This window comes from Variovorax sp. Soil_C_39 (assembly GCF_057656815.1).
This window is the reverse complement of the sequence record NZ_JBDGJQ010000002.1, coordinates 336956-355471: the sequence shown is the minus strand read 5'-3', so window position 1 is coordinate 355471 and position 18516 is coordinate 336956. Positions and strand designations below refer to the sequence as shown.

Sequence of the window (18516 nt, the reverse complement as noted above, 5' to 3'; positions counted from 1 at the left end):
TCCCTCTCCGAAGTGAAAGGCGAGGCTCAATTGCCTGCTTCTTCGTCCAATGTGAAAGGTGCGTCGGTTTCGCCACAGATGCCTTTTCCTGAGAGCCAGGGAGGCTGACGCGCCTGTTGTGCAGTGAACGAGTCTCGGTGCGTCAACGCTTGTCGCCAAGAAGCTTCACAGCCCGCGCGCATGCCATACGGTGACTACAATCGTGACCGCACGGCGACAAGCTGCCGTGTACCGCTAGGGGTGCTGGTCCGCAGGGGCCGGCTGAGAAAGTCCCTTTGAACCTGTTTGTGCCTGCTATGCAGGGAAGTTTTCCGAGAGGAAAACCCTTTTATATCAAGCACTTAGGCCGATTTACCTCAGTAGTCGGTCCGAGATAATCCTCGCGCAGGGAAGCTGGTCTGGCGGCCACTCGCGTTCTTTCTTCGCGCGGGGCCCGCGCCGCCCGGACACCGCCCACCTGCCAAACCTTTTGCATGGAGCAAACGGATGGCACGCACCGACGACGACAACAACACCGGACCCACGGGCACCGGGCCCGTGCCCAACGAGGCGCTCACGCCGCTGCCGCTTTCGCAGCGCGTCTTCGGCTGGCACGACCATGCGGCGCTGTGGTTCAGCCTCGGCGTCGGGCTGCTGGTGATGCAGGTCGGTGCCTACCTGGTGCCGGCCGTGGGCACGCGCGATGCCGCCCTCGCGATCGTGGTGGGCTCGGGCATCGGCGCTGCGCTGCTGGCCTGGACCGCACGCCTCGGCTGCGAGAGCGGGCTCGCGAGCGCGGGGCTGATGCACGCCACCTACGGCAGCGCCTTCGCGCGGCTGCCGGTGCTGCTCAACATCGTGCAGCTCGTGGGCTGGACCACCTTCGAACTCGTGATCATGCGCGAGGGCACGCAGGCCATTGCGGGCAAGGCCTTCGGGCTGCCGCTCGACGGCGCCTTGGGCGGCGCGCTCGCCACGCTGCTCTGGGGCGCGGTGCTGCTCGCGCTGCTCGCGGGCTCGATGGTGAAGCTGGTGCGCCGCTTCGTCAGCCGCTTCGGGCTGCCGCTGGTGGTGCTGTCGCTGTTGTGGCTCACGTGGCAGTTCGCGGCCGAACTCCAGGCGCGGGGCTTCGACGTCTTCTGGAGCCGTGCCGGCAACGGCGGCATGGGGCTCTTCGGCGCGATCGACCTGGTGATCGCGATGCCGGTCTCCTGGCTGCCGCTGGTGGCCGACTATGCGCGCCACGGCAAGCGCAGATTGAACGGGCGCGGCCTGGGTGGCGCCTTCGGCGGCACCTGGCTGGGCTATGCGCTCGCCAACATCTGGTGCTATGCGCTGGGCGTGATGGTGGTGAGCGTGGCCGAGCCCGGCACCGGCCTCGTGACCGCGCTGCTGCTGGCGCAGGGCGGGCTGGTGGCGCTCGGCCTCATCCTGGTCGACGAGCTCGACAACGCCTATGGCGACGTGTACTCGGGCTCGGTCTCGACCCACAGCCTGCTGCCGCGCTGGAGCGTGCGGCGCTGGGGCCTGCTGCTGGCCGTGCTGTGCACGGGCCTTGCGCTGGTGCTGCCGATGCACTCGCTCGAACCGTTCCTGCTGATGCTGAGCTCGGTGTTCGTGCCGCTCTACGGCGTGATCCTGGGGCGGCTCGGCACGGGACAGACGGTGGCTTCGTCGCTGCGCCGGGTGGACCTGGGTGCGGCGCTGATCTGGATCGGCGGCATCGCGGCGTACCACGCATGCGCCAAATGGGCGCCGCAATTCGGCTCGGCACTGCCGACGCTGGCGGCCACTTTCTTGATGGCGTGGATCAGCCGGCCGAAGCCGGTGCCGGGCACGGCAGGCGGTGCATCGGCACTGGCGCAAAACCGTGGTTGAGCGGCCCATGCCCGGCACCGGTCTTCACCTGCACGCCCGCGGCCATCGCGCCAAGGATGTAGGCGCGTGCACGCTCGACCGCATCGGGCAGCGCGAGGCCGAGCGCCAGGTGCGCCGCAATGGCGGACGACAAGGTGCAGCCGGTGCCGTGCAGGTTGCGGCTCGCGATGCGCTGCGACGCGAGCCGGCGGCGCGCGCCGCCGGCCTGCAGCAGCACGTCGACCACTTCTTCGCCCGGCAGGTGCCCGCCCTTGAGCAGCACCGCCTGCGCACCGAGCGCCAGCAGTTCGTCGGCAGCGCCGTCGAGCGCATCGATGCCGCCGATGGCGTGGCCGACCAGCAGCGCGGCTTCGTCGAGGTTGGGCGTGACCACCACGGCACGCGGGAACAGCTCGCGCACCAGCACCTGCACCGTCTCGGCCGCGATCAGGCGGTCGCCGCTGGTGGCCACCATCACCGGATCGAGCACCACGTTCGGCAACCGGTAGTGGTCGATGGCCCAGGCTACAACCTCGACCACCTCGGGCGCGTGCAGCATGCCGAGCTTGACGGCGTCGACGCCGATGTCTTCCACCACGGCCTGGATCTGCGCCTTCAGAAAGGCGGGCGGAACAGCATGGATGCCCGAGACGCCGAGCGTGTTCTGCGCGGTGAGCGCGGTGATGGCCGTCATGCCGTAGCAGCCGAGCGCGGCGAAGGTCTTGAGGTCGGCCTGGATGCCGGCACCGCCGCCGCTGTCGGAGCCGGCGATCGAGAGCACGCGTGCATAGCGCAGGGGCGCTTGCGGCGCGTCGGTGGGTGCTTGGTGGGTCATGCCGAAAATTATCGGCGACGCGGAAGGGCTCGGCCATGGTGAACCCCCTGCCAACGGCCGAACTGCCGTTCCGCTCGGTCGCCATCCTCGGCGCGGGCCTGATGGGCCGGCTGCTCGCCGTCACGCTCGCGCGCGCCGGCTGCCAGGTCGCGCTGCACGAAGCCGGCGGCCCGCAAGCCGAAGGTTCGGCCGCGCGCGTGGCCGCGGCCATGCTCGCGCCCCTGGCCGAATCGGCCGTGGCGCCGGTGCCGCTCGTGCGCATGGGCCACTACGCGCTCACGCGTTGGCCCGAGCTGCTGGCGCCGCTGGCCGAACCGGTGTTCTTCCAACGTGAAGGCACGCTGGTGCTCTGGCACCGGCAGGACGCTGCCGAGGCGGCGCGGCTTTCGCGCGTGCTGGCGCGCACCGGCGAAGACGTGCCGGCGCTCGCACCGATGCAGGCGCTCGACGGCGCAGGCATCGCTGCACTCGAACCGTCGCTGGGCCAGCGCTTTGCACGCGGCCTGTTCCTTCCGGGCGAAGGCCAGCTCGACAACCGTGCGCTGCTGGCGGCGCTGCTCGCCACGCTCCAGGCGTGCCCCGCCGTCGAACTGCACTGGCAGTCGCCGCGCGCGCCCGAGGATTTTTCGCCGGGCGCAGCCGGCCAGCCCGAGCAAGTGATCGACTGCCGCGGCCTCGGTGCGCGGCCGCAGTGGCGCGAACTGCGCGGCGTGCGCGGCGAAGTCATCCGCGTGCATGCGCCCGAGGTGGCGCTCAAGCGCCCCACGCGGCTGGTGCATCCGCGCTATCCGCTCTACATCGCGCCCAAGCCCGGCAGCGTGTTCGTGATCGGCGCGACGGAGATCGAATCGGACGACATGTCGAGCGCAAGCGTGCGCTCCACGCTCGAGCTGCTGAGCGCCGCCTATGCGGTGCACAGCGGCTTCGCAGAAGCGCGCATCCTCGAGATCGCCGCGCAATGCCGCCCCACCTTGCCAGACAACCTGCCCGCGATCCGCCGGCCGCATCCGCGCGTGCTGCAGATCAACGGGCTCTACCGCCACGGATTCATGATCGCACCGGCGATGCTCGACTGCGCGATGGAACTGCTCGTGCACGGGCACTCTGCACTCGCGCGCGAGTTCGGCCTGGAGACCTGACCACCATGAAGATCGACGTCCTGATCAACGACAAGCCCTTTGCACTGCCCGAGTGCGCCACGCTGGTGGACGCCGTTGCGGCGATCGAAGCCGTGCCGCCCTTCGCCGTGGCGGTGAACCGCGAATTCGTGCCGCGCTCCGGCTACGCGGCGCGCGCGCTGCAAGCCGGCGACCGCATTGAAGTGATCCGCCCCGTCACGGGCGGTTGAATGGAGACAACAGAAATGACCACGAACGACCCGCTGGTGCTCTACGGCCAGACCTTCCAGAGCCGGCTGCTGCTCGGCACCGCGCGCTACCCGTCGCCCGACCTGCTCGAAGCCGCCGTGCAGCGCGCGAAGCCGGCCATGCTCACCGCCTCGCTGCGCCGCCAGACGGCCAACCAGGGCTCTGGCAACAGCGAGCTCGGCAACGGCTTCTGGGAGCTGCTGCGCCGGCTCGCGGTGCCGGTGCTGCCCAACACGGCGGGCTGCCACAGCGTGCAGGAAGTGATCGCCACCGCGCAGATGGCGCGCGAGCTGTTCGACACGCCGTGGATCAAGCTGGAGCTGATCGGCGACGACTACACGCTGCAGCCCGACACGCTGAACCTGGTCGATGCCGCTTCGCAGCTGATCCGCGACGGCTTCCAGGTGCTGCCCTACTGCACCGAAGACCTGGTCCTGTGCCAGCGCCTGGTCGACGTCGGCTGCCAGGCCGTGATGCCCTGGGCCGCGCCCATCGGCACCGGTCGCGGGCCGGTCAACCCCTACGCGCTGCAGCTGCTGCGCGAGCGGCTGGACGTGCCGATGCTGGTCGATGCGGGCCTGGGCCTGCCCTCGCATGCCTGCCAGGTCATGGAGTGGGGGTACGACGGCGTGCTGCTCAACACTGCGGTGGCACTGGCGCAGGACCCGGTCGCCATGGCCGGCGCCTTTGCCGACGCGGTGCAGGCCGGCCGCGCCGCCCACCGCGCGGGCGCGATGGCGGCGCAGGACGCCGCCCAGCCGAGCACGCCGGTGCTCGGCACCCCTTTCTGGCACCACGCAACATGACCACCACCACTCACACCCCGGACGCGCGCAGCGTCGCCCATGCGATCGTCGCGGCCCACGGCCTGCGCTTCGGCGCCGCCACGGCCGCGCCCGTCTCGGCGAGCCATTTCTCGTCCGACGCGCCGGTGTACCGCGGCGCCAAGCAGGCCTGCACCGCACTCGGCTTCATCGAGGTCGACGCCGAATGCCTGGCGCGCGCGTGGCAGGCCCAGACCTTGCGAACAAGCGCCTTCGACGCCGACCATTGGCCCTGCACACCGGCCGACTTCGGCCTGCGCCCCTTTCCGCCCGCGGCGCGCGAAGACGCCTTCGCGCCCTGCCCCGAAAAGCTCGGCCTCTACGCCGTGCTGCCCGACGCGCAATGGGTGGGCCGCATGGCGCGTGCCGGCGTGCCGACGGTGCAGCTGCGCTTCAAGTCGGACGATGCGGCGGCGGTCGAGCGCGAAGTGCAGGCCGCCGTCGACGCCGCACGCGACACGGCCGCCCTGCTCTTCATCAACGACCACTGGCAGGCGGCCATCGCGGCGGGAGCCTACGGCGTGCACCTGGGGCAGGAAGACCTCGATGCGCTCGCACTCGAGCAGGTGCGGCAGATCCGCGACTCGGGCCTGCGGCTCGGCGTGAGCACGCACGGCTACGCCGAGATGGTGCGCGCCGACGCGGTCAGCCCGAGCTACATCGCGATGGGTGCGGTGTACCCGACCACGCTCAAGAAGATGGCGACCGCGCCCCAGGGCGTGGCGCGCCTTGAGGCCTATGCGCGGCTGATGCGCGGCTACCCGCAGGTGGCGATCGGCGGCATCGACGCGCTGCGGCTGCCCGAAGTGCTGGCCACGGGCGTCGGCTCGGTGGCCGTGGTGCGCGCGCTGGTCGCGGCCGAGGATCCCGAGGCAATTGCGACGCAATGGATGGCAGCCCTCGGCAGCGCCGCGGCATGAAGACCGCCGCCGTTTCAGCGTTGTGGCTGCTGGCCGGCACCTGCGGCGCACAGGCACAGCAAGCCGCCACCGAACTGCCCGCGATCACCGTCGTCGAAGGCGCCGCCGCGCCGCAGGCCGAGGTCGGCGGCTTCGGCGACGTGCCGCTGCGCGAGCTTCCGCTTTCCGCCACCGTGATCGACAGTACGCAACTGCGTGCGAGCGGCGCGCGCCGCCTGTCGGACCTGGCGCAGTTCGATGCCTCGGTCACCGACGCCTACAACTCTGCCGGCTACTGGGACTACCTGACCGTGCGCGGCTTCGTGCTCGACAACCGCTACAACTACCGGCGCGAGGGCCTGCCGATCAGCGCCGAGACGACGATCGCGCTCGACAACAAGGAGCGCATCGAGATCCTGCGCGGCACGAGTGGCATCCAGGCCGGCACCAGCGCGCCGGGCGGGCTGGTCAACTACGTCGTCAAGCGCCCGACCGAGCAGGACCTGCGCAACGTGCGCATCGAGACCACGAGCCGCGGCAGCGTGCTCGGCGCGCTCGACCTGGGCGGGCGCTTCGGCACGCGGCGCGAGTTCGGCTGGCGGCTCAATGTCGCGGGCGAGAACCTCAAGCCGCTCGCGCACAGCCTCGACGGCCACCGCAACCTGTTCGCGCTCGCGGGCGACTGGCGCATCACGCGCGATTCGGTGCTCGAGTTCGAGATCGAGCGCAGCCACAAGACCCAGCCGAGCCAGAACGGCTTCAGCCTGCTCGGCCACACGCTGCCGCCACCGGTCGACCCGAAGATCAACCTGAACAACCAGCCCTGGTCGCAGCCCTCGCAATTCGACGCGCTGACCGGCAGCGTGCGCTTCAGCCAGGCACTCAATGCCGACTGGCGCTGGAGCGCGCAGCTCGGCCAGCAGCGCCTCAAGACCGACGACCGGTTGGCCTATGCCTTCGGCTGCGGCGCCGAAGGCAACTACGACCGCTACTGCAGCGACGGCAGCTTCGACTTCTACGACTTCCGCAGCGAGAACGAACGACGCACCCAGACCGCGGGCAGCCTGAACCTCAAGGGCAACCTCACCACCGGCAGCGTGCGGCACGAACTCGGCTTCGGCCTGCTCGCAAGCCGCGTGCGCAACCGCTTCCAGGACCAGGCCTACAACTACGTCGGCACCGGCAACATCCTGGCCACCGCCGTGGTGCCGCCGGACCCGACGCTGACGGATGCCAACACGAACCGCGACGAGCGTTCGACCGAGCTCTCGGTGCAGGATGCGATCCGCTGGAACAGCCGCTTCACCACCTGGCTCGGCGTGCGCCACACGCGGCTCGACCGCGACAGCGTCCGCACCGATGGCACGCGGTCCACGGGCTACCGGGACGGCATCACCACGCCCTGGGTCGCCGCCAGCTACGCCATCCAGCCCGGCCTCCTGGCCTATGCCAGCTGGGGCAAGGGCGTGGAGTCGCAGGTGGTGCCGAACAAGGGATCGCAGTACGCCAATGCAGGCGAAGCGTTGCCCGCGCTGGCCTCGCGCCAATGGGAGCTCGGGCTCAAGGGCGGCACCGATACGTTCAACTGGCAGCTCGCCTGGTTCGACATCCGCCGGCCGATGACGAACCTCGACGCCTGTAACCGGCTCGGCACCACGCCCTGCGAAGGCCGCTACGACGGCAGCGCGGTGCACCGCGGGCTCGAGGCCGGCGCGCAGTGGTCAGCCGGGCCCTGGCGGCTCGGCGGCAGCGTCACGCTGATCGACGCCAAGCGCCATGGAAGCATCGACGAGCCCGCCACCAACGGACAACGCCCCACCAACGTGCCCAAGCAGGTGCTGCGCGCGCAGGCCGCCTATCGCGTGGCTGCGATGCCGGGCCTCGAACTACTGGGACAACTCTCGCACGAAGGCCAGCGCAACGTGCTGCCCGACGGCTCGATCGCGCTGCCGTCATGGACCCGCGTCGATGCCGCGCTGCGCTACGAAACCCGGGTGCGCGGCATGCAGACGAGCTGGAGCATCGCCATCGACAACCTGTTCGACCGGCGCTACTGGAAGGAGTCGCCCTACCAGTTCGGCCATGTTTATCTGTTCCCCGGGGCGCCGCGCACGCTGCGGCTCGGGCTCAGCGTGTCGCTCTGACCGCGGGCCCCGAAAAAATTCTAAGAAATTTATGCGGCCACATTCGCCTGCTCAAAACCTCAAAAAAACCACGCTATAATCTGAGGCTTGTTCCTCGATAGCTCAGTTGGTAGAGCGCCGGACTGTTAATCCGTAGGTCCCTGGTTCGAGCCCAGGTCGAGGAGCCAAAACAAACCCTCGCGGTTCCTGGATGCCCTGCTACCCCAAAGGTGGCGGGGCATTTTCATTTGGGCGGCTCATCCATCGTCAGGCGTCGCCGCCTCGCTGGCAATTTACAGTGCGGGCATGGTCCTCGATTACTGCATCCTTCTCGGCCTGGCCGCACCCCTGCTGTTGAGCGGCGTGCTGTTCCTGATCGTGCAGATGGCCGTCGCCCGGCGGCGCATCGGGCCGATGGCTGCCACCCTCTTCTACGGCCTGTGCGTCACGGCGCTGCCGCTGCCCGTGTGGTGGGGCGTCATCGCGCTGGCCGAGTTCTACATGGTTGGCGACGACACCTCGATCTGGGCATCCATATTGAAGGTTGGCCTGGCCTTTCTCATGTACGCGTACCTCGGCGTGTCGTGGGCCTTGAGCCTCGTTGCCGCTGGCCTCGCCGCATGGCGGTTCGAGGTCTGCGCGCGCCGAGCGGTTGGCGACACCGCCCCAGCGCCTCGCGGGCCGTAGGAAATCCCGGCGCACAACTTCAGGTTGTTTCCTCCAACCCGCGCTCGACGCGGCGAGAGACTGGCGGTGTTCAGCAACATCGCAAGGACAACAACAATGAAGAACAGATCGATCTGGAAGCTCTACGGCTACGGCTGGGTGACCCTCGGCTTCTTCCTCATTTCGCTGGTGGGCCACTGGATCTTCGGCTGGTTATCCTATGTGGACGAGCAGAAGCAGTTCGGCCACGCAATCGAGTTCAGCGGCTATGCCCTCCAGATGGGGCGCGACACGCTGGAGAACTGGCAGTCGGAGTTCCTGCAGCTGATCTGGCAGATCGGAGGCCTGGCCTTCCTGCTGTGGGTCGGCTCGCCGCAATCCAAGGAGGGCGATGACCGGATCGAAGCGAAGATCGATGCCATCCTTGCGGCCGTCGATCCCAAGAACGCCGACCAGGTCATCGACGAGATCGACAAGGAATACGAAGGCAGGCATACCGACCACCGCTGGATGCGGATGGCGGAAGACGGGGTCAGGAGATGAGGCGGCCGGCAGGTTCCCGCCGACATCTGTAGGGCCGGCCGCACAAGGGCCATCGGACAACACCTGGGCCCGTACCAAATCGCTCTGATCACTATTTGCACATGGGCGCCGCAACACCGATCGAATACCTGCTCGAGATCGAGCGGGCCAGCTTCCCGCTCCATGTGCGCGATCGCGGGGTGATCCAAGCCATTGCCGTGCTCCAGGCGGCGGGCTGTGTGGAAGCGGAAATCTCGCCGCCGCTCGACCTGCACGGCGCCTTCGAGGACTACGAGTCTGCAGTGGTCAAGCGCATAACACCCGAAGGACGGAGCGAGCTCTCACACGAATACGACAGCGAGAACCGTTAGCGCAGTTGGAGAAATGCCGAAAAGAGGGTAAGTCCCAGCGGCCCCGGCCGGGCCACAAACAGTAACGCCGCGTACATTACCGCCTACGTACTACCGGCCCGGCCTCCATGCAACTGAAATCATTTCTCATCATCGCGCTGCTGCTCATCGCAGGCGGGCTGTTCTGGTGGTGGGCGCTCGACGGCGGCATCGTGGCTGTGATCGCAATCCTTGTTCTCGGTGTCGCCCTCTTCCTCGCGTTGCGCGGCAACCGCTCGATCAAGGACGAACTCGACGCGCAGAAGGCGTGCGACGACGGCACGGGCGACAAGCCCTCCTGAGCCGCGCGCTTCAGAGGTGCCGGGTCTCGGCCGGCGCTTCGAACCAGTTGTCGTGGCGACCGTCCATGTACATCACCGGCGCCTCGGCCAACTCCACCGGGGTGGCATCGTCGAGGCAGGCGACATTGACGCTCACGTAGGCGCCGCCGATCTCGGGCACGTTGCCGCGCCCGAACGGGCGGATGCCGCAATGGCGGCAAAAAAGATGCTCGGCGCTGTGCGTAGCGAACTGATAGACCGACAGTTCCTGTTCGCCCGCGAGCAGCCGGAAGGCGCCGGGTTTGACGATCGCGCCCCAGCCGCGTGCCTTGGTGCAGATCGAGCAGTTGCACTTGCCGGTGCCCGCGGCCAGGTCGATGTCGGCCTGGAATTGCACTTGGCCGCAGTGGCAGCTTCCGTTATAGGTCTTCTTCATGGCGTGTCCTCGTGTGAAAGAGAGAAGCACGGAGGCTACGGCCTATTGCGGACACTTTCTGTCCTCGATCGCAGGCATGATCGGGCCATGCTGTCCGCTTCTGCACGCCTGTTGCGCCTTCTGTCGCTGTTCCAGGCGCAACGTTCATGGGCCGGTGCCGAGTTGGCCGGCCGGCTCGACATCACTGAGCGCACGCTGCGGCGAGACGTCGACCGGCTTCGCAGCCTCGGCTACACCGTCGACTCCACGTCCGGCGTGGCCGGCGGCTACCGCCTGGGCGCGGGGGCCTCGCTGCCGCCTCTGCAGCTCGAGGACGAAGAAGCCATCGCCGTCGCGCTCTGCCTCGGCAATCCGGGCGGTGGCGCGCGCGGCGACATCGAGACCGCCGCACTGCGCGCTCTGGCCAAGCTCGAGCAGCTCATGCCGCCGCGGCTGCAGAAACGGCTCGACAGCGTGCGTGGCGCGGTGGTGCCGGTCATGCGAAGCCGGTCGCGGGTGCGCATGACAGCGCTCTCGCTGTTCGCCGAAGCCTGCACCGACCGGCAGGAATTGCGCTTCGCGTACCGCGACCACCAGGGCGCCGCGAGTGCCCGCACGGCCGAGCCGCACCGCGTGGTCCAGACCGGGCAGCACTGGTACCTGCTGGCCTGGGACACGGCGCGCGCCGACTGGCGCACCTTTCGGCTCGACCGCATCGTCGATCCGGCGCCGACCGGCGCCCGCTTCACGGCACGCAGGCTGCCCCATGGCGACATCGAGGCGTACATGCAGCATGCGCTCACCGTGGCGCCGTTCCTGCACCATGCACGGGTGCTGGTGCATGCACCGCTCGCCGTACTGGCGCCGCAGCTGTCGTGGGTCGGGGGCGTGCCCGAGGCGGTGGGGCCGCACCACACGCGCATCGAGGCGGCAGGCAATTCGCTCGATGCATTGGCGGTCTGGCTCGCTTGCCTCGGCCACGCGTTCGAGATCGAGTCGCCGCCCGAACTCGCCGCGCACCTGGCGCAGGTCGCGGCGCGGCTGCAGCGCGCGGCGGATGCCGCAGCCGCAACACCAGCAGCAACCCCGCCTTAGCCGAGCCGCACCGGCACGAAGATCTTGTCGTCGCCGCGCTGGATCAGGAGCGCCACCGATCGGTCGGCCTTCGAGACCGCCTCGCGCACCTGGTCCACGCTCTTGGCGGGCGTGCCGTTGATCGCGAGCAGCACGTCGCCGGCCTGCACGCCCGCCGCCGCGGAGGGGCCGGTCACGTCCTCGACCAGCAGGCCGTCGACGGCGGCGCTGCGCCTTTCCTCCGGTGCGAGCGGCCGCAGCGCAAGGCCCAGCTTGCCCTGGCCGGCGGCGCTGTCGTTGGCGGCGACCTTCGTCTGCTTGTCGCTTGCATCGCCGAGCGTGGCGCTGAGCGCCTTGGGTTCGCCCTGGCGCCACACGTCGAGCGTGACCTTCGTACCCGGCGCCCGCTGTCCGATCGCAGCCGGCAGATCGCCCGACGCGACGATGGGATGCCCATCGACCTTTCGGATAACGTCGCCCGCCTTCAGGCCCGCCTTGTCGCCGGGGCCGCCCTTCTCGATGTTCGAGACCAATGCGCCTTCGGGCTTGTCGAGCTTGAACGAATCAGCGAAAGCCTGGTTCACCTCTTGCACGGCCACGCCGAGGCGTCCGTGCGTGGCCCGGCCGGTGGCGACGATCTGATCCTTCACCTGCACCGCCACGTCGATCGGAATCGCGAACGACAGGCCCTGGTAGCCGCCGCTGCGGCTGTAGATCTGCGAGTTGATGCCGACCACCTCGCCGCGCGTGTTGAGCAGCGGGCCGCCCGAGTTGCCGGGGTTCACCGCCACGTCGGTCTGGATGAACGGCACGTAGCCGTCGTCGGGCAGCGTGCGGCCCTTGGCGCTGACCACGCCCGCCGTGACCGTGCTCTCGAAGCCGAACGGCGACCCGATGGCCAGCACCCATTCGCCGACCTTCAGGTCCTTGGTGCTGCCGAGCGCGAGCGTCGGCAGGTTCTTCGCGTCGATCTTGAGCACCGCGATGTCGGTCTTCTCGTCGGTGCCGAGCACCTTGGCGCGGTATTCGCGCCGGTCGGTGAGCTTGACGGTGACTTCCTTCGCGTCCTTCACCACGTGCGCGTTGGTCATGATGATGCCGTCGGCGCTCACGATGAAGCCCGAGCCCTGGCCGCGCACCGGCACGTCGCGCGGGGCACTGCGCGGGCCCGGCTGGCCCTGGAAGTGGCGGAAGAACTGGAACATCGGATCGTCGGGATCGATGCCCTGCATCCCGGCCGCCGCTTCGGCGTCGGAGGCCTTCGCGCTGCCGGTCACGCTGATGTTGACCACCGCGGGACCGTCACGCGAGGTGATGGTGGAAAAATCCGGCAGCGTGACCATGGCCGCGGGTGCGGCGGCATTGGTGGCGGTGGCGGCGTTCAGGGCGCTCGCGCTGCTGTAGGCGCCGGCGCCCACGGCGCCGATCACGCCCGCAGTGGCCAGGGCGAGCACCAGGGCACGGGGCGAAGTCAGTCGGGTGTTCATGGATCGGTTCCTTTCATTGCGTCGAGACGCTGATGCGATGAAAGGAATGTCGTTGCGCTGGCTTAAGCGCCGCTTAAACGCGGGCGGCGCCCTCTTTGGCAAAGCGCACCACCACGCGCAGACCGCCCAGGCTCGGCGACGTGTCGAGCGCCACCTGCGCCCCGTGCAGCTCGGCGATCGACCTGACGATCGAAAGCCCGAGGCCGCTGCCGGGCGCCTGCGGCCCGCCCGCGCGGTAGAAGCGGTCGAGCACGCGCGCGCGCTCGGCGAGCGGCAGGCCCGGGCCGCTGTCGTCCACGCTGAGTTCAACGGCGGCATCGCCGCGCTGCGTCACCGCCACGTCGACCCTGCCCTCTTCGGGCGTGTACTTGACGGCGTTCTCGACCAGGTTGCGCAACAGCATGCGCAGCGCCTCGGGCTGGCCGGGCACCACGGCCGCGTCGGCATGGGAAATGCCGACGTCGATGCGCCTGGCCTGTGCGGCCGCAATCGCGTCGGAGATGGCGAGCCGCGCGACCTCGGCCAGGTCGACCGGTTCGGGCTTCGCGCCTGCGGCCATACTCGCCTCGTGGCGCGCCAACGCTAGCATCTGCTCGACGAGCCGCGTCGCGCGGTCGATGCCGGCCACCAGCCGACTCACTGCGAGTTCGCGCGTGGCTGCGTCGGGCGCACGCTGCAGGCCCTGCACCTGCAGCTTGAGTGCGGCAAGCGGCGAGCGAAGCTCGTGCGCGGCATCGGCGACGAAGTGCTTCTGCGCATCGAAGGCATGGCGCACGCGGCCGAACAAGAGATTGAGCTCCTGCACCAGCGGGCGCACCTCGTCGGGCAGCCCTTCCTCGCTCACCGGCGAAAGATCGTCGGCCTGGCGCGAGGCCACCTGCCCGCGCACGCGTGCCACCGGTGCGAGCGACCGACTCACGACCCACCAGACGACCAGCATCAGGAGCGGCGCCATCAGCGCCACCGGCGCAATGGTGCGCAGCGCCAGCGCGCCCGCCATGCTGCGGCGCGCGGCCATGTCCTGCGCCACCTGGATCACGAGGCCGCGGGTCTGCATCGAGAACACGCGGTAGGTATTGCCGCGCGCGCGCACCTCGGCAAAGCCCAGCACCGCGAGCTGCGGCAGCGCCGCCTGCTCGGCCGACTCGAAGATGCGCACGCCGTCCGCAGTCCACACCTGCACCACGAACTCGAAGTTCTGCTCGCCGCTGCCGATGCCGCCCACGGCCGCGCTCGGCGGCAGCCCGGCGCGCAGCGACAGCGCCATCTGCTGCATGTGGTAGTCGAAGATCTCGTCGGCCTCGCGCAGCACCGTGCGGTACGCCGCCAGCGCCTGCACCCCCGCCGCGAGCACGATCGCCGCGAGCAAAAACCACAGCAGGCGTGCACGCAGGGAGCCAAAAAACCGATGCACGCTCATCATCGCTGCGCCAAGCAGATCCACGAGCGCGCGGTTCGAAACAGCCGAGGCCCAGGCCAGGAACACCGCGGAGCCGGCTTCGCCGGGCCGCTGGTGTTGCCCCCGGCGAGGAGGAAGGAGAAGCGACACGAAGTGCCCGAAGCCTGGGGGAGAGTCATAGTCTCGGCACCATGTAGCCGACGCCACGCACGTTGCGGATGAATTCGGCACCGAGCTTCTTGCGCAGGCCGTGCACGTAGACCTCGACCGCATTGCTGCTGATCTCGTCCTTCCAGCTGTAGAGCTTTTCTTCGAGCTGGGCGCGCGAGAGCACCATGCCGGGCCGCGCGATCAGCGGCTCGAGCACCGCCCACTCGCGCGCAGAGAGCACCACCGGCTGGCCGCCGATGGAGACCTCGCGCGTGGCCGGGTTGATGCTCACGCCCATGTGCTCGTACACCGGTTCGGCCCGGCCCGCAGCGCGGCGCAGCAAGGCGCGGATGCGCGCCAGCAGCTCGTCGAGGTCGTAGGGCTTGAGCACGTAGTCGTCGGCGCCGGCATCGAGCCCTTCGATGCGCTGCTGCACCGAATCGCGCGCCGTGGCGATCAGCACCGGCATGCGCTCCTTGCGCGCGCGCAGATTGCGCAGCACCTCGAGTCCGTCGCGCCGCGGCACGCCGAGGTCGAGCAGCACCAGGTCGTAGTGCTGGGTGCGCAGTGCCGTCTCGGCCGCATCGCCGTCTTTCACCCAATCGACGGCGTACTGCTCGGCGCGCAGCAGGTCGAGCACGGCCTCGCCGATCATCACGTCGTCTTCGAGGAGCAGGAGTCGCATGGTGAGGTCCGGTTGTCGCGATTCGAGGCGAGGCCCGCGCGGAAGTTCATCGGCGCACCGTGATCAGAGCAACGCCCTGACCTCGCGCGCCGCCTCGAAGAGCAGCGGCAGCATCTCGCGCCGCAGCGCCTCTTCCTGGTAGCGCGTGCCGGACAGCACCACGTTGAGCGCGGCCACCGTGTGGCCCTGCATGTCGCGCAGCGGCACCGCGAGCGCCTGCACGCCGAGCTCGTGCTCCTCGCTCGCAAAGCAGCAGTCGTCCTTGCGCACCTGCGAGACCAGTTGGCGCAGGCTGCGCGCCTGGGTGGTGGTGTGCGGGGTCAACCGCGCGAGGAGTCGCCCCTTGAGCCACTGCGTGAACTGCGCTGACGGCATGGCCGCGAGCAGCACACGGCCGGTGGACGTGGCATGGGCCGGCAGCCGGGCGCCCAGGTGCAGGCCGTAGGCGAGCACGCGGGTCGGCGAGCCATAGCTGCCGCTGCGCGCAATGATGACCACTTCTTCGCCGTCGAGCACCACGGCCGAGAACGACTCGCCGGTCTGCGACGCAAGCCGGTTCAGCGTGGGCTGCAGCGCGCGCGGCAACCGCGACGAAGCCAGGTAGCTGCCCGAGAAGCGCAGCACCTTGGGTGCCATCCAGAAGTAGCTGCCATCGGTCTCGAGATAGCCGAGGTGCGCGAGCGTGAGCAGGTGCCGCCGCGCGGCCGCGCGCGTGAGGCCGGCGCGCTCGGCGGCCAGCGTGGCGTTGAGGCGCTGGCGCTCGGTGTCGAAGCTCTCCAGCACGGCCATGCCCTTGGCGATGCCCTCGATGAAGTCGGCTTTGGCGATGGTCATCAGTGGTTTCTTCGAAGTGTTGCGCGATGATCGCGCAGCCGGTCGCATGATCGCACAGAGCCTCGCGCGGCGCACGCACGCCTGCCGGTGGACGCCCTACGCTCCTGGCATTCCACTGGAGACACGTACATGCGCACACAGGTCGCGATCATCGGCGCGGGCCCGGCTGGCCTGCTTCTCGGGCAGCTGCTGTTCAAGGCCGGCATCGACAACATCATCGTCGAGCGCCAGAGCGGCGACTACGTGCTCGGCCGCATCCGGGCCGGCGTGCTCGAACAGGTCACGATGGACCTGCTGGCACGGGCCGGGGTCGACGCGCGCGCCCACGCCGAAGGGCTGCCGCACGAAGGCATCGAGCTGTTGTTCAAGGGTGCGCGGCATCGCATCGACATGCACGGGCTCACGGGCGGCAAGCAGGTTACGGTGTACGGCCAGACCGAGGTCACGCGCGACCTGATGGCCGCCCGCGAGGCCGAAGGCCTGACCACCGTGTACAGCGCGGCCAACGTCAGCCTGCACGACTTCGACGCGGGCCAGCCGCGCGTTCGCTACGAAAAAGACGGCCAGCAGTACGAGATCGCCTGCGACTTCATTGCGGGCTGCGACGGCTACCACGGCGTGAGCCGCGCGAGCGTGCCGGCGGGCGCGATCCAGACCTACGAGAAGATCTACCCCTTCGGCTGGCTCGGCGTGCTCGCCGACGTGCCGCCGGTGTCGCACGAACTGATCTACGCCAACACCGAACGCGGCTTCGCGCTGTGCAGCATGCGCAGTGCCACGCGCTCGCGCTACTACGTGCAGGTGCCGACCGAGGAGCGGGTGGAGAACTGGAGCGACGAGGCGTTCTGGAACGAGCTGCGTGCGCGGCTCGATCCCGAAGCACGCGAGCGGCTGGTGACCGGCCCTTCGCTCGAGAAGAGCATCGCGCCGCTGCGCAGCTTCGTCGCCGAGCCGATGCGCTTCGGCAAGCTGTTCCTCGCCGGCGATGCGGCGCACATCGTGCCGCCGACCGGTGCCAAGGGGCTGAACCTCGCGACCGCGGACGTGGGCTACCTGTCGCGCGCCTTCGAGATCTTCTACGGCGAGAAATCGGCCTCGGCACTCGACCGCTATTCCGACCTCTGCCTGCGCCGCGTCTGGAAGGCCGAGCGCTTCTCGTGGTGGTTCACCTCGCTGATGCACCGCTTTCCCGAGACCGGCGCCTTCGGCCAGAAGATCCAGGAGGCCGAGCTCGACTACCTGGTGCATTCGCAGGCGGCCTCCACCGCGCTGGCGGAAAACTACGTCGGGCTGCCGCTCGAGGACTTCTAGGCGGGCGGGACGGCGGCGGTGCGCCCTTCGAGCGCAGCTTTCATGGCTGTGCAGCCGTCGACCATCATCGGCTCGATGTAGGCCACCATGGCATCGGGCAGCACGTCGGTGATCCAGACGAAGCGCGAACGGCCCGGCCCTGCCTCGAACACCTGCGCCGACGCATGGTGGTGCGCGGCCTTCGTGCCGGTCACGGTGTAGGCGAGCCGGCGCTGCGCGTCGTCGAGGCCGACCAGCACCTCGCGCGCGACGAGGCCGTTGGCAAAGCCGAGAATGCGCGCGCCTTCGGCATCGATGGTGCAGCTGGTGAGAAAACCCGGCGCGAGCCGTGTGTGGACCGCCTCGAAGTCGCGCAGCGCGTCCCAAACCTGGGCCGCATCGGCTTCGACGGTGAATTCCTTGTAGATCGTGGCCATGGTGCGGCTCGCTTCAGAGGCGCGCAAGGCGCGCGTTGTGGCCGCTCGTGGCGTGGTCAGCGGGCTTCAGTCGGATGGCGTGGTACATGAGATGGCTTCCTGTTCGATGGGTGGATCAGGCGGTCATCGTCGAGCAGTGCAGCGATCCGGTCTTGGAGAATCTTGCGGTCGCCGCGCGCGGCCTTGCGGAATCCGCTTGGCGACACACCCGCAGCACGGTGGAAGGTGCGCACGAAATTGCTCAGGTCGGCAAAGCCGACATCGAGCGCCACCTCGGTGATCGTGCGGTCTTCGCTATCGGCCAGCAGACGCGCGGCATGGCGCAGTCGCGCACGCACGAGGTACTGGTGCGGCGTGACGCCAAGCACGCGCGAGAACAGCCGCAGGAAATGAAAGGCGCTCAGGCCCGCTTCGGCCGCAGCGCTGTCGAGCCCGATGTCACGGTGCGCGTGGGCATCGATCCACACCGCCGCGTCGACGGCGCGCCGGCGGTCCCGCGGTGCGGCGCTCTCGTCTCTGGCAACCTTCCTGCCGCCGCCGGAGACGACTTCGACGAAGCGGCGTGCGAACCAGATGCCGAGCTCGTCGAGCGCGGCGTCGACCTGTCCGTCGGCCGCAGCCTGCGCGAGCTCACCGAGCACCATGAGTTCGGCCACCGGCGGCAAGCCGGCGGTGCGCCAGACGGTCCGGTCGCCACCGATCAGGTCGACGAAGCCGGGCGAGAAATGGAAAGCAAGGCACTCGTCGCCGCACGCATGGTGGTCGTGCGTGCAGACGTATTCGTCACCCGGGCAGCCCACCAGCACCGAGCCCGCGACGAGCTCGTAGGCCTGGCCGTGCGCGCGGTAGCCGAAGCTGCCGCGCCGCACATACGACACGGAATGGCCGGTGTGCATTTCAGCGAAGGCCTTGGCGCCCGGCCCCGCATCGCAGCTGTAGCGCGAGACGCGGATGCTGGCGGTCTGCAGCTCGTTGGTGACGCGCATGGTTCGGGACGCCGCCG

The 18516-nt window shown here is 69.1% G+C and carries 20 protein-coding genes and 1 tRNA gene; 13 read left to right on the top strand and 8 right to left on the bottom strand.

Features of this window, described 5'->3' with window-relative positions; genetic code table 11:
- The first annotated feature begins 486 nt into the window (after nt 1-486).
- On the top strand, nt 487-1857 hold the full coding sequence (locus AC3A6J_RS05735) for a purine-cytosine permease family protein (RefSeq protein WP_487858945.1): 1371 nt from the start codon (nt 487-489) through the stop codon (nt 1855-1857).
- Here AC3A6J_RS05735 and thiD read toward each other — a convergent pair.
- Nucleotides 1790-2671 carry a bifunctional hydroxymethylpyrimidine kinase/phosphomethylpyrimidine kinase gene (gene thiD / locus AC3A6J_RS05730; protein WP_487858944.1) on the bottom strand — a complete coding sequence of 294 codons (882 nt, stop codon included), beginning with the start codon at nt 2669-2671 and terminating at the stop codon, nt 1790-1792. The two genes, AC3A6J_RS05735 and thiD, sit on opposite strands and share 68 nt — an antisense overlap.
- A 35-nt stretch (nt 2672-2706) precedes the next feature.
- Here thiD and AC3A6J_RS05725 point away from each other — a divergent pair, with 35 nt between their 5' ends.
- The 10 genes from AC3A6J_RS05725 to AC3A6J_RS05680 all read left to right on the top strand — a co-directional run bounded on the left by AC3A6J_RS05725 (nt 2707) and on the right by AC3A6J_RS05680 (nt 9763).
- The gene (locus tag AC3A6J_RS05725; protein ID WP_487858943.1) at nt 2707-3810 is read left to right on the top strand and encodes an FAD-dependent oxidoreductase; all 1104 of its coding nucleotides are present in this window, start codon (nt 2707-2709) and stop codon (nt 3808-3810) included.
- A gap of 5 nt (nt 3811-3815) precedes the next feature.
- Nucleotides 3816-4019 carry a sulfur carrier protein ThiS gene (gene thiS, locus AC3A6J_RS05720; RefSeq protein ID WP_487858942.1) on the top strand — a complete coding sequence of 68 codons (204 nt, stop codon included), beginning with the start codon at nt 3816-3818 and terminating at the stop codon, nt 4017-4019.
- A 15-nt stretch (nt 4020-4034) separates the two neighbouring features.
- A complete protein-coding gene (locus tag AC3A6J_RS05715) occupies nt 4035-4844 on the top strand; it encodes a thiazole synthase (RefSeq protein WP_487858941.1) in 810 nt (269 codons plus the stop codon).
- Nucleotides 4841-5782, top strand: a complete 942-nt coding sequence (thiE, locus tag AC3A6J_RS05710; protein ID WP_487858940.1) for a thiamine phosphate synthase — start codon at nt 4841-4843, stop codon at nt 5780-5782. Before AC3A6J_RS05715 ends, thiE begins: the two co-directional genes overlap by 4 nt.
- Nucleotides 5779-7905, top strand: coding sequence for a TonB-dependent siderophore receptor (locus tag AC3A6J_RS05705; RefSeq protein ID WP_487858939.1), 2127 nt, complete (start codon nt 5779-5781; stop codon nt 7903-7905). Before thiE ends, AC3A6J_RS05705 begins: the two co-directional genes overlap by 4 nt.
- Nucleotides 7906-7996: 91 nt before the next feature.
- Nucleotides 7997-8072: transfer RNA gene (locus tag AC3A6J_RS05700), tRNA-Asn, on the top strand.
- A gap of 118 nt (nt 8073-8190) precedes the next feature.
- Nucleotides 8191-8571: a hypothetical protein gene (locus AC3A6J_RS05695; protein ID WP_487858938.1), complete on the top strand. Its 381-nt coding sequence runs from the start codon at nt 8191-8193 to the stop codon at nt 8569-8571.
- 96 nt (nt 8572-8667) lie between these two features.
- Nucleotides 8668-9093, top strand: coding sequence for a DUF6766 family protein (locus tag AC3A6J_RS05690; protein ID WP_487858937.1), 426 nt, complete (start codon nt 8668-8670; stop codon nt 9091-9093).
- A gap of 101 nt (nt 9094-9194) precedes the next feature.
- A complete protein-coding gene (locus tag AC3A6J_RS05685; protein ID WP_487858936.1) occupies nt 9195-9443 on the top strand; it encodes a hypothetical protein in 249 nt (82 codons plus the stop codon).
- 107 nt (nt 9444-9550) lie between these two features.
- A complete protein-coding gene (locus tag AC3A6J_RS05680) occupies nt 9551-9763 on the top strand; it encodes a hypothetical protein (protein WP_487858935.1) in 213 nt (70 codons plus the stop codon).
- Between the two features lie 10 nt (nt 9764-9773).
- Here the strand turns inward: AC3A6J_RS05680 and AC3A6J_RS05675 are convergent, their stop codons facing one another.
- Complete coding sequence (locus AC3A6J_RS05675) at nt 9774-10178, bottom strand: GFA family protein (RefSeq protein WP_487858934.1); 405 nt, start codon at nt 10176-10178, stop codon at nt 9774-9776.
- A gap of 87 nt (nt 10179-10265) precedes the next feature.
- Here AC3A6J_RS05675 and AC3A6J_RS05670 point away from each other — a divergent pair, with 87 nt between their 5' ends.
- Nucleotides 10266-11252 carry a helix-turn-helix transcriptional regulator gene (locus AC3A6J_RS05670; protein ID WP_487858933.1) on the top strand — a complete coding sequence of 329 codons (987 nt, stop codon included), beginning with the start codon at nt 10266-10268 and terminating at the stop codon, nt 11250-11252.
- Here AC3A6J_RS05670 and AC3A6J_RS05665 read toward each other — a convergent pair.
- The 4 genes from AC3A6J_RS05665 to AC3A6J_RS05650 all read right to left on the bottom strand — a co-directional run bounded on the left by AC3A6J_RS05665 (nt 11249) and on the right by AC3A6J_RS05650 (nt 15786).
- Entirely contained in the window at nt 11249-12718 is a 1470-nt protein-coding gene (locus AC3A6J_RS05665; RefSeq protein WP_487858932.1) for a DegQ family serine endoprotease, read from the bottom strand. The genes AC3A6J_RS05670 and AC3A6J_RS05665 overlap by 4 nt on opposite strands.
- 73 nt (nt 12719-12791) lie before the next feature.
- Nucleotides 12792-14141 (bottom strand): ATP-binding protein, encoded by a 1350-nt coding sequence (locus AC3A6J_RS05660; RefSeq protein WP_487859344.1) that lies wholly within the window; start codon nt 14139-14141, stop codon nt 12792-12794.
- 151 nt (nt 14142-14292) lie between these two features.
- The gene (locus tag AC3A6J_RS05655; protein WP_487858931.1) at nt 14293-14952 is read right to left on the bottom strand and encodes a response regulator; all 660 of its coding nucleotides are present in this window, start codon (nt 14950-14952) and stop codon (nt 14293-14295) included.
- Nucleotides 14953-15015: 63 nt separating this feature from the next.
- Complete coding sequence (locus AC3A6J_RS05650) at nt 15016-15786, bottom strand: IclR family transcriptional regulator domain-containing protein (protein ID WP_487858930.1); 771 nt, start codon at nt 15784-15786, stop codon at nt 15016-15018.
- A gap of 129 nt (nt 15787-15915) precedes the next feature.
- On the opposite strand from AC3A6J_RS05650, the gene pobA reads away from it, so the two are divergent.
- Nucleotides 15916-17097 (top strand): 4-hydroxybenzoate 3-monooxygenase, encoded by a 1182-nt coding sequence (pobA, locus tag AC3A6J_RS05645; RefSeq protein WP_487858929.1) that lies wholly within the window; start codon nt 15916-15918, stop codon nt 17095-17097.
- Here pobA and AC3A6J_RS05640 read toward each other — a convergent pair.
- Both AC3A6J_RS05640 and AC3A6J_RS05635 read right to left on the bottom strand, forming a co-directional pair.
- Nucleotides 17094-17513 (bottom strand): SRPBCC family protein, encoded by a 420-nt coding sequence (locus tag AC3A6J_RS05640; RefSeq protein ID WP_487858928.1) that lies wholly within the window; start codon nt 17511-17513, stop codon nt 17094-17096. The two genes, pobA and AC3A6J_RS05640, sit on opposite strands and share 4 nt — an antisense overlap.
- A gap of 56 nt (nt 17514-17569) precedes the next feature.
- Nucleotides 17570-18499 (bottom strand): helix-turn-helix transcriptional regulator, encoded by a 930-nt coding sequence (locus tag AC3A6J_RS05635; protein ID WP_487858927.1) that lies wholly within the window; start codon nt 18497-18499, stop codon nt 17570-17572.
- Nucleotides 18500-18516 lie beyond the last annotated feature (17 nt).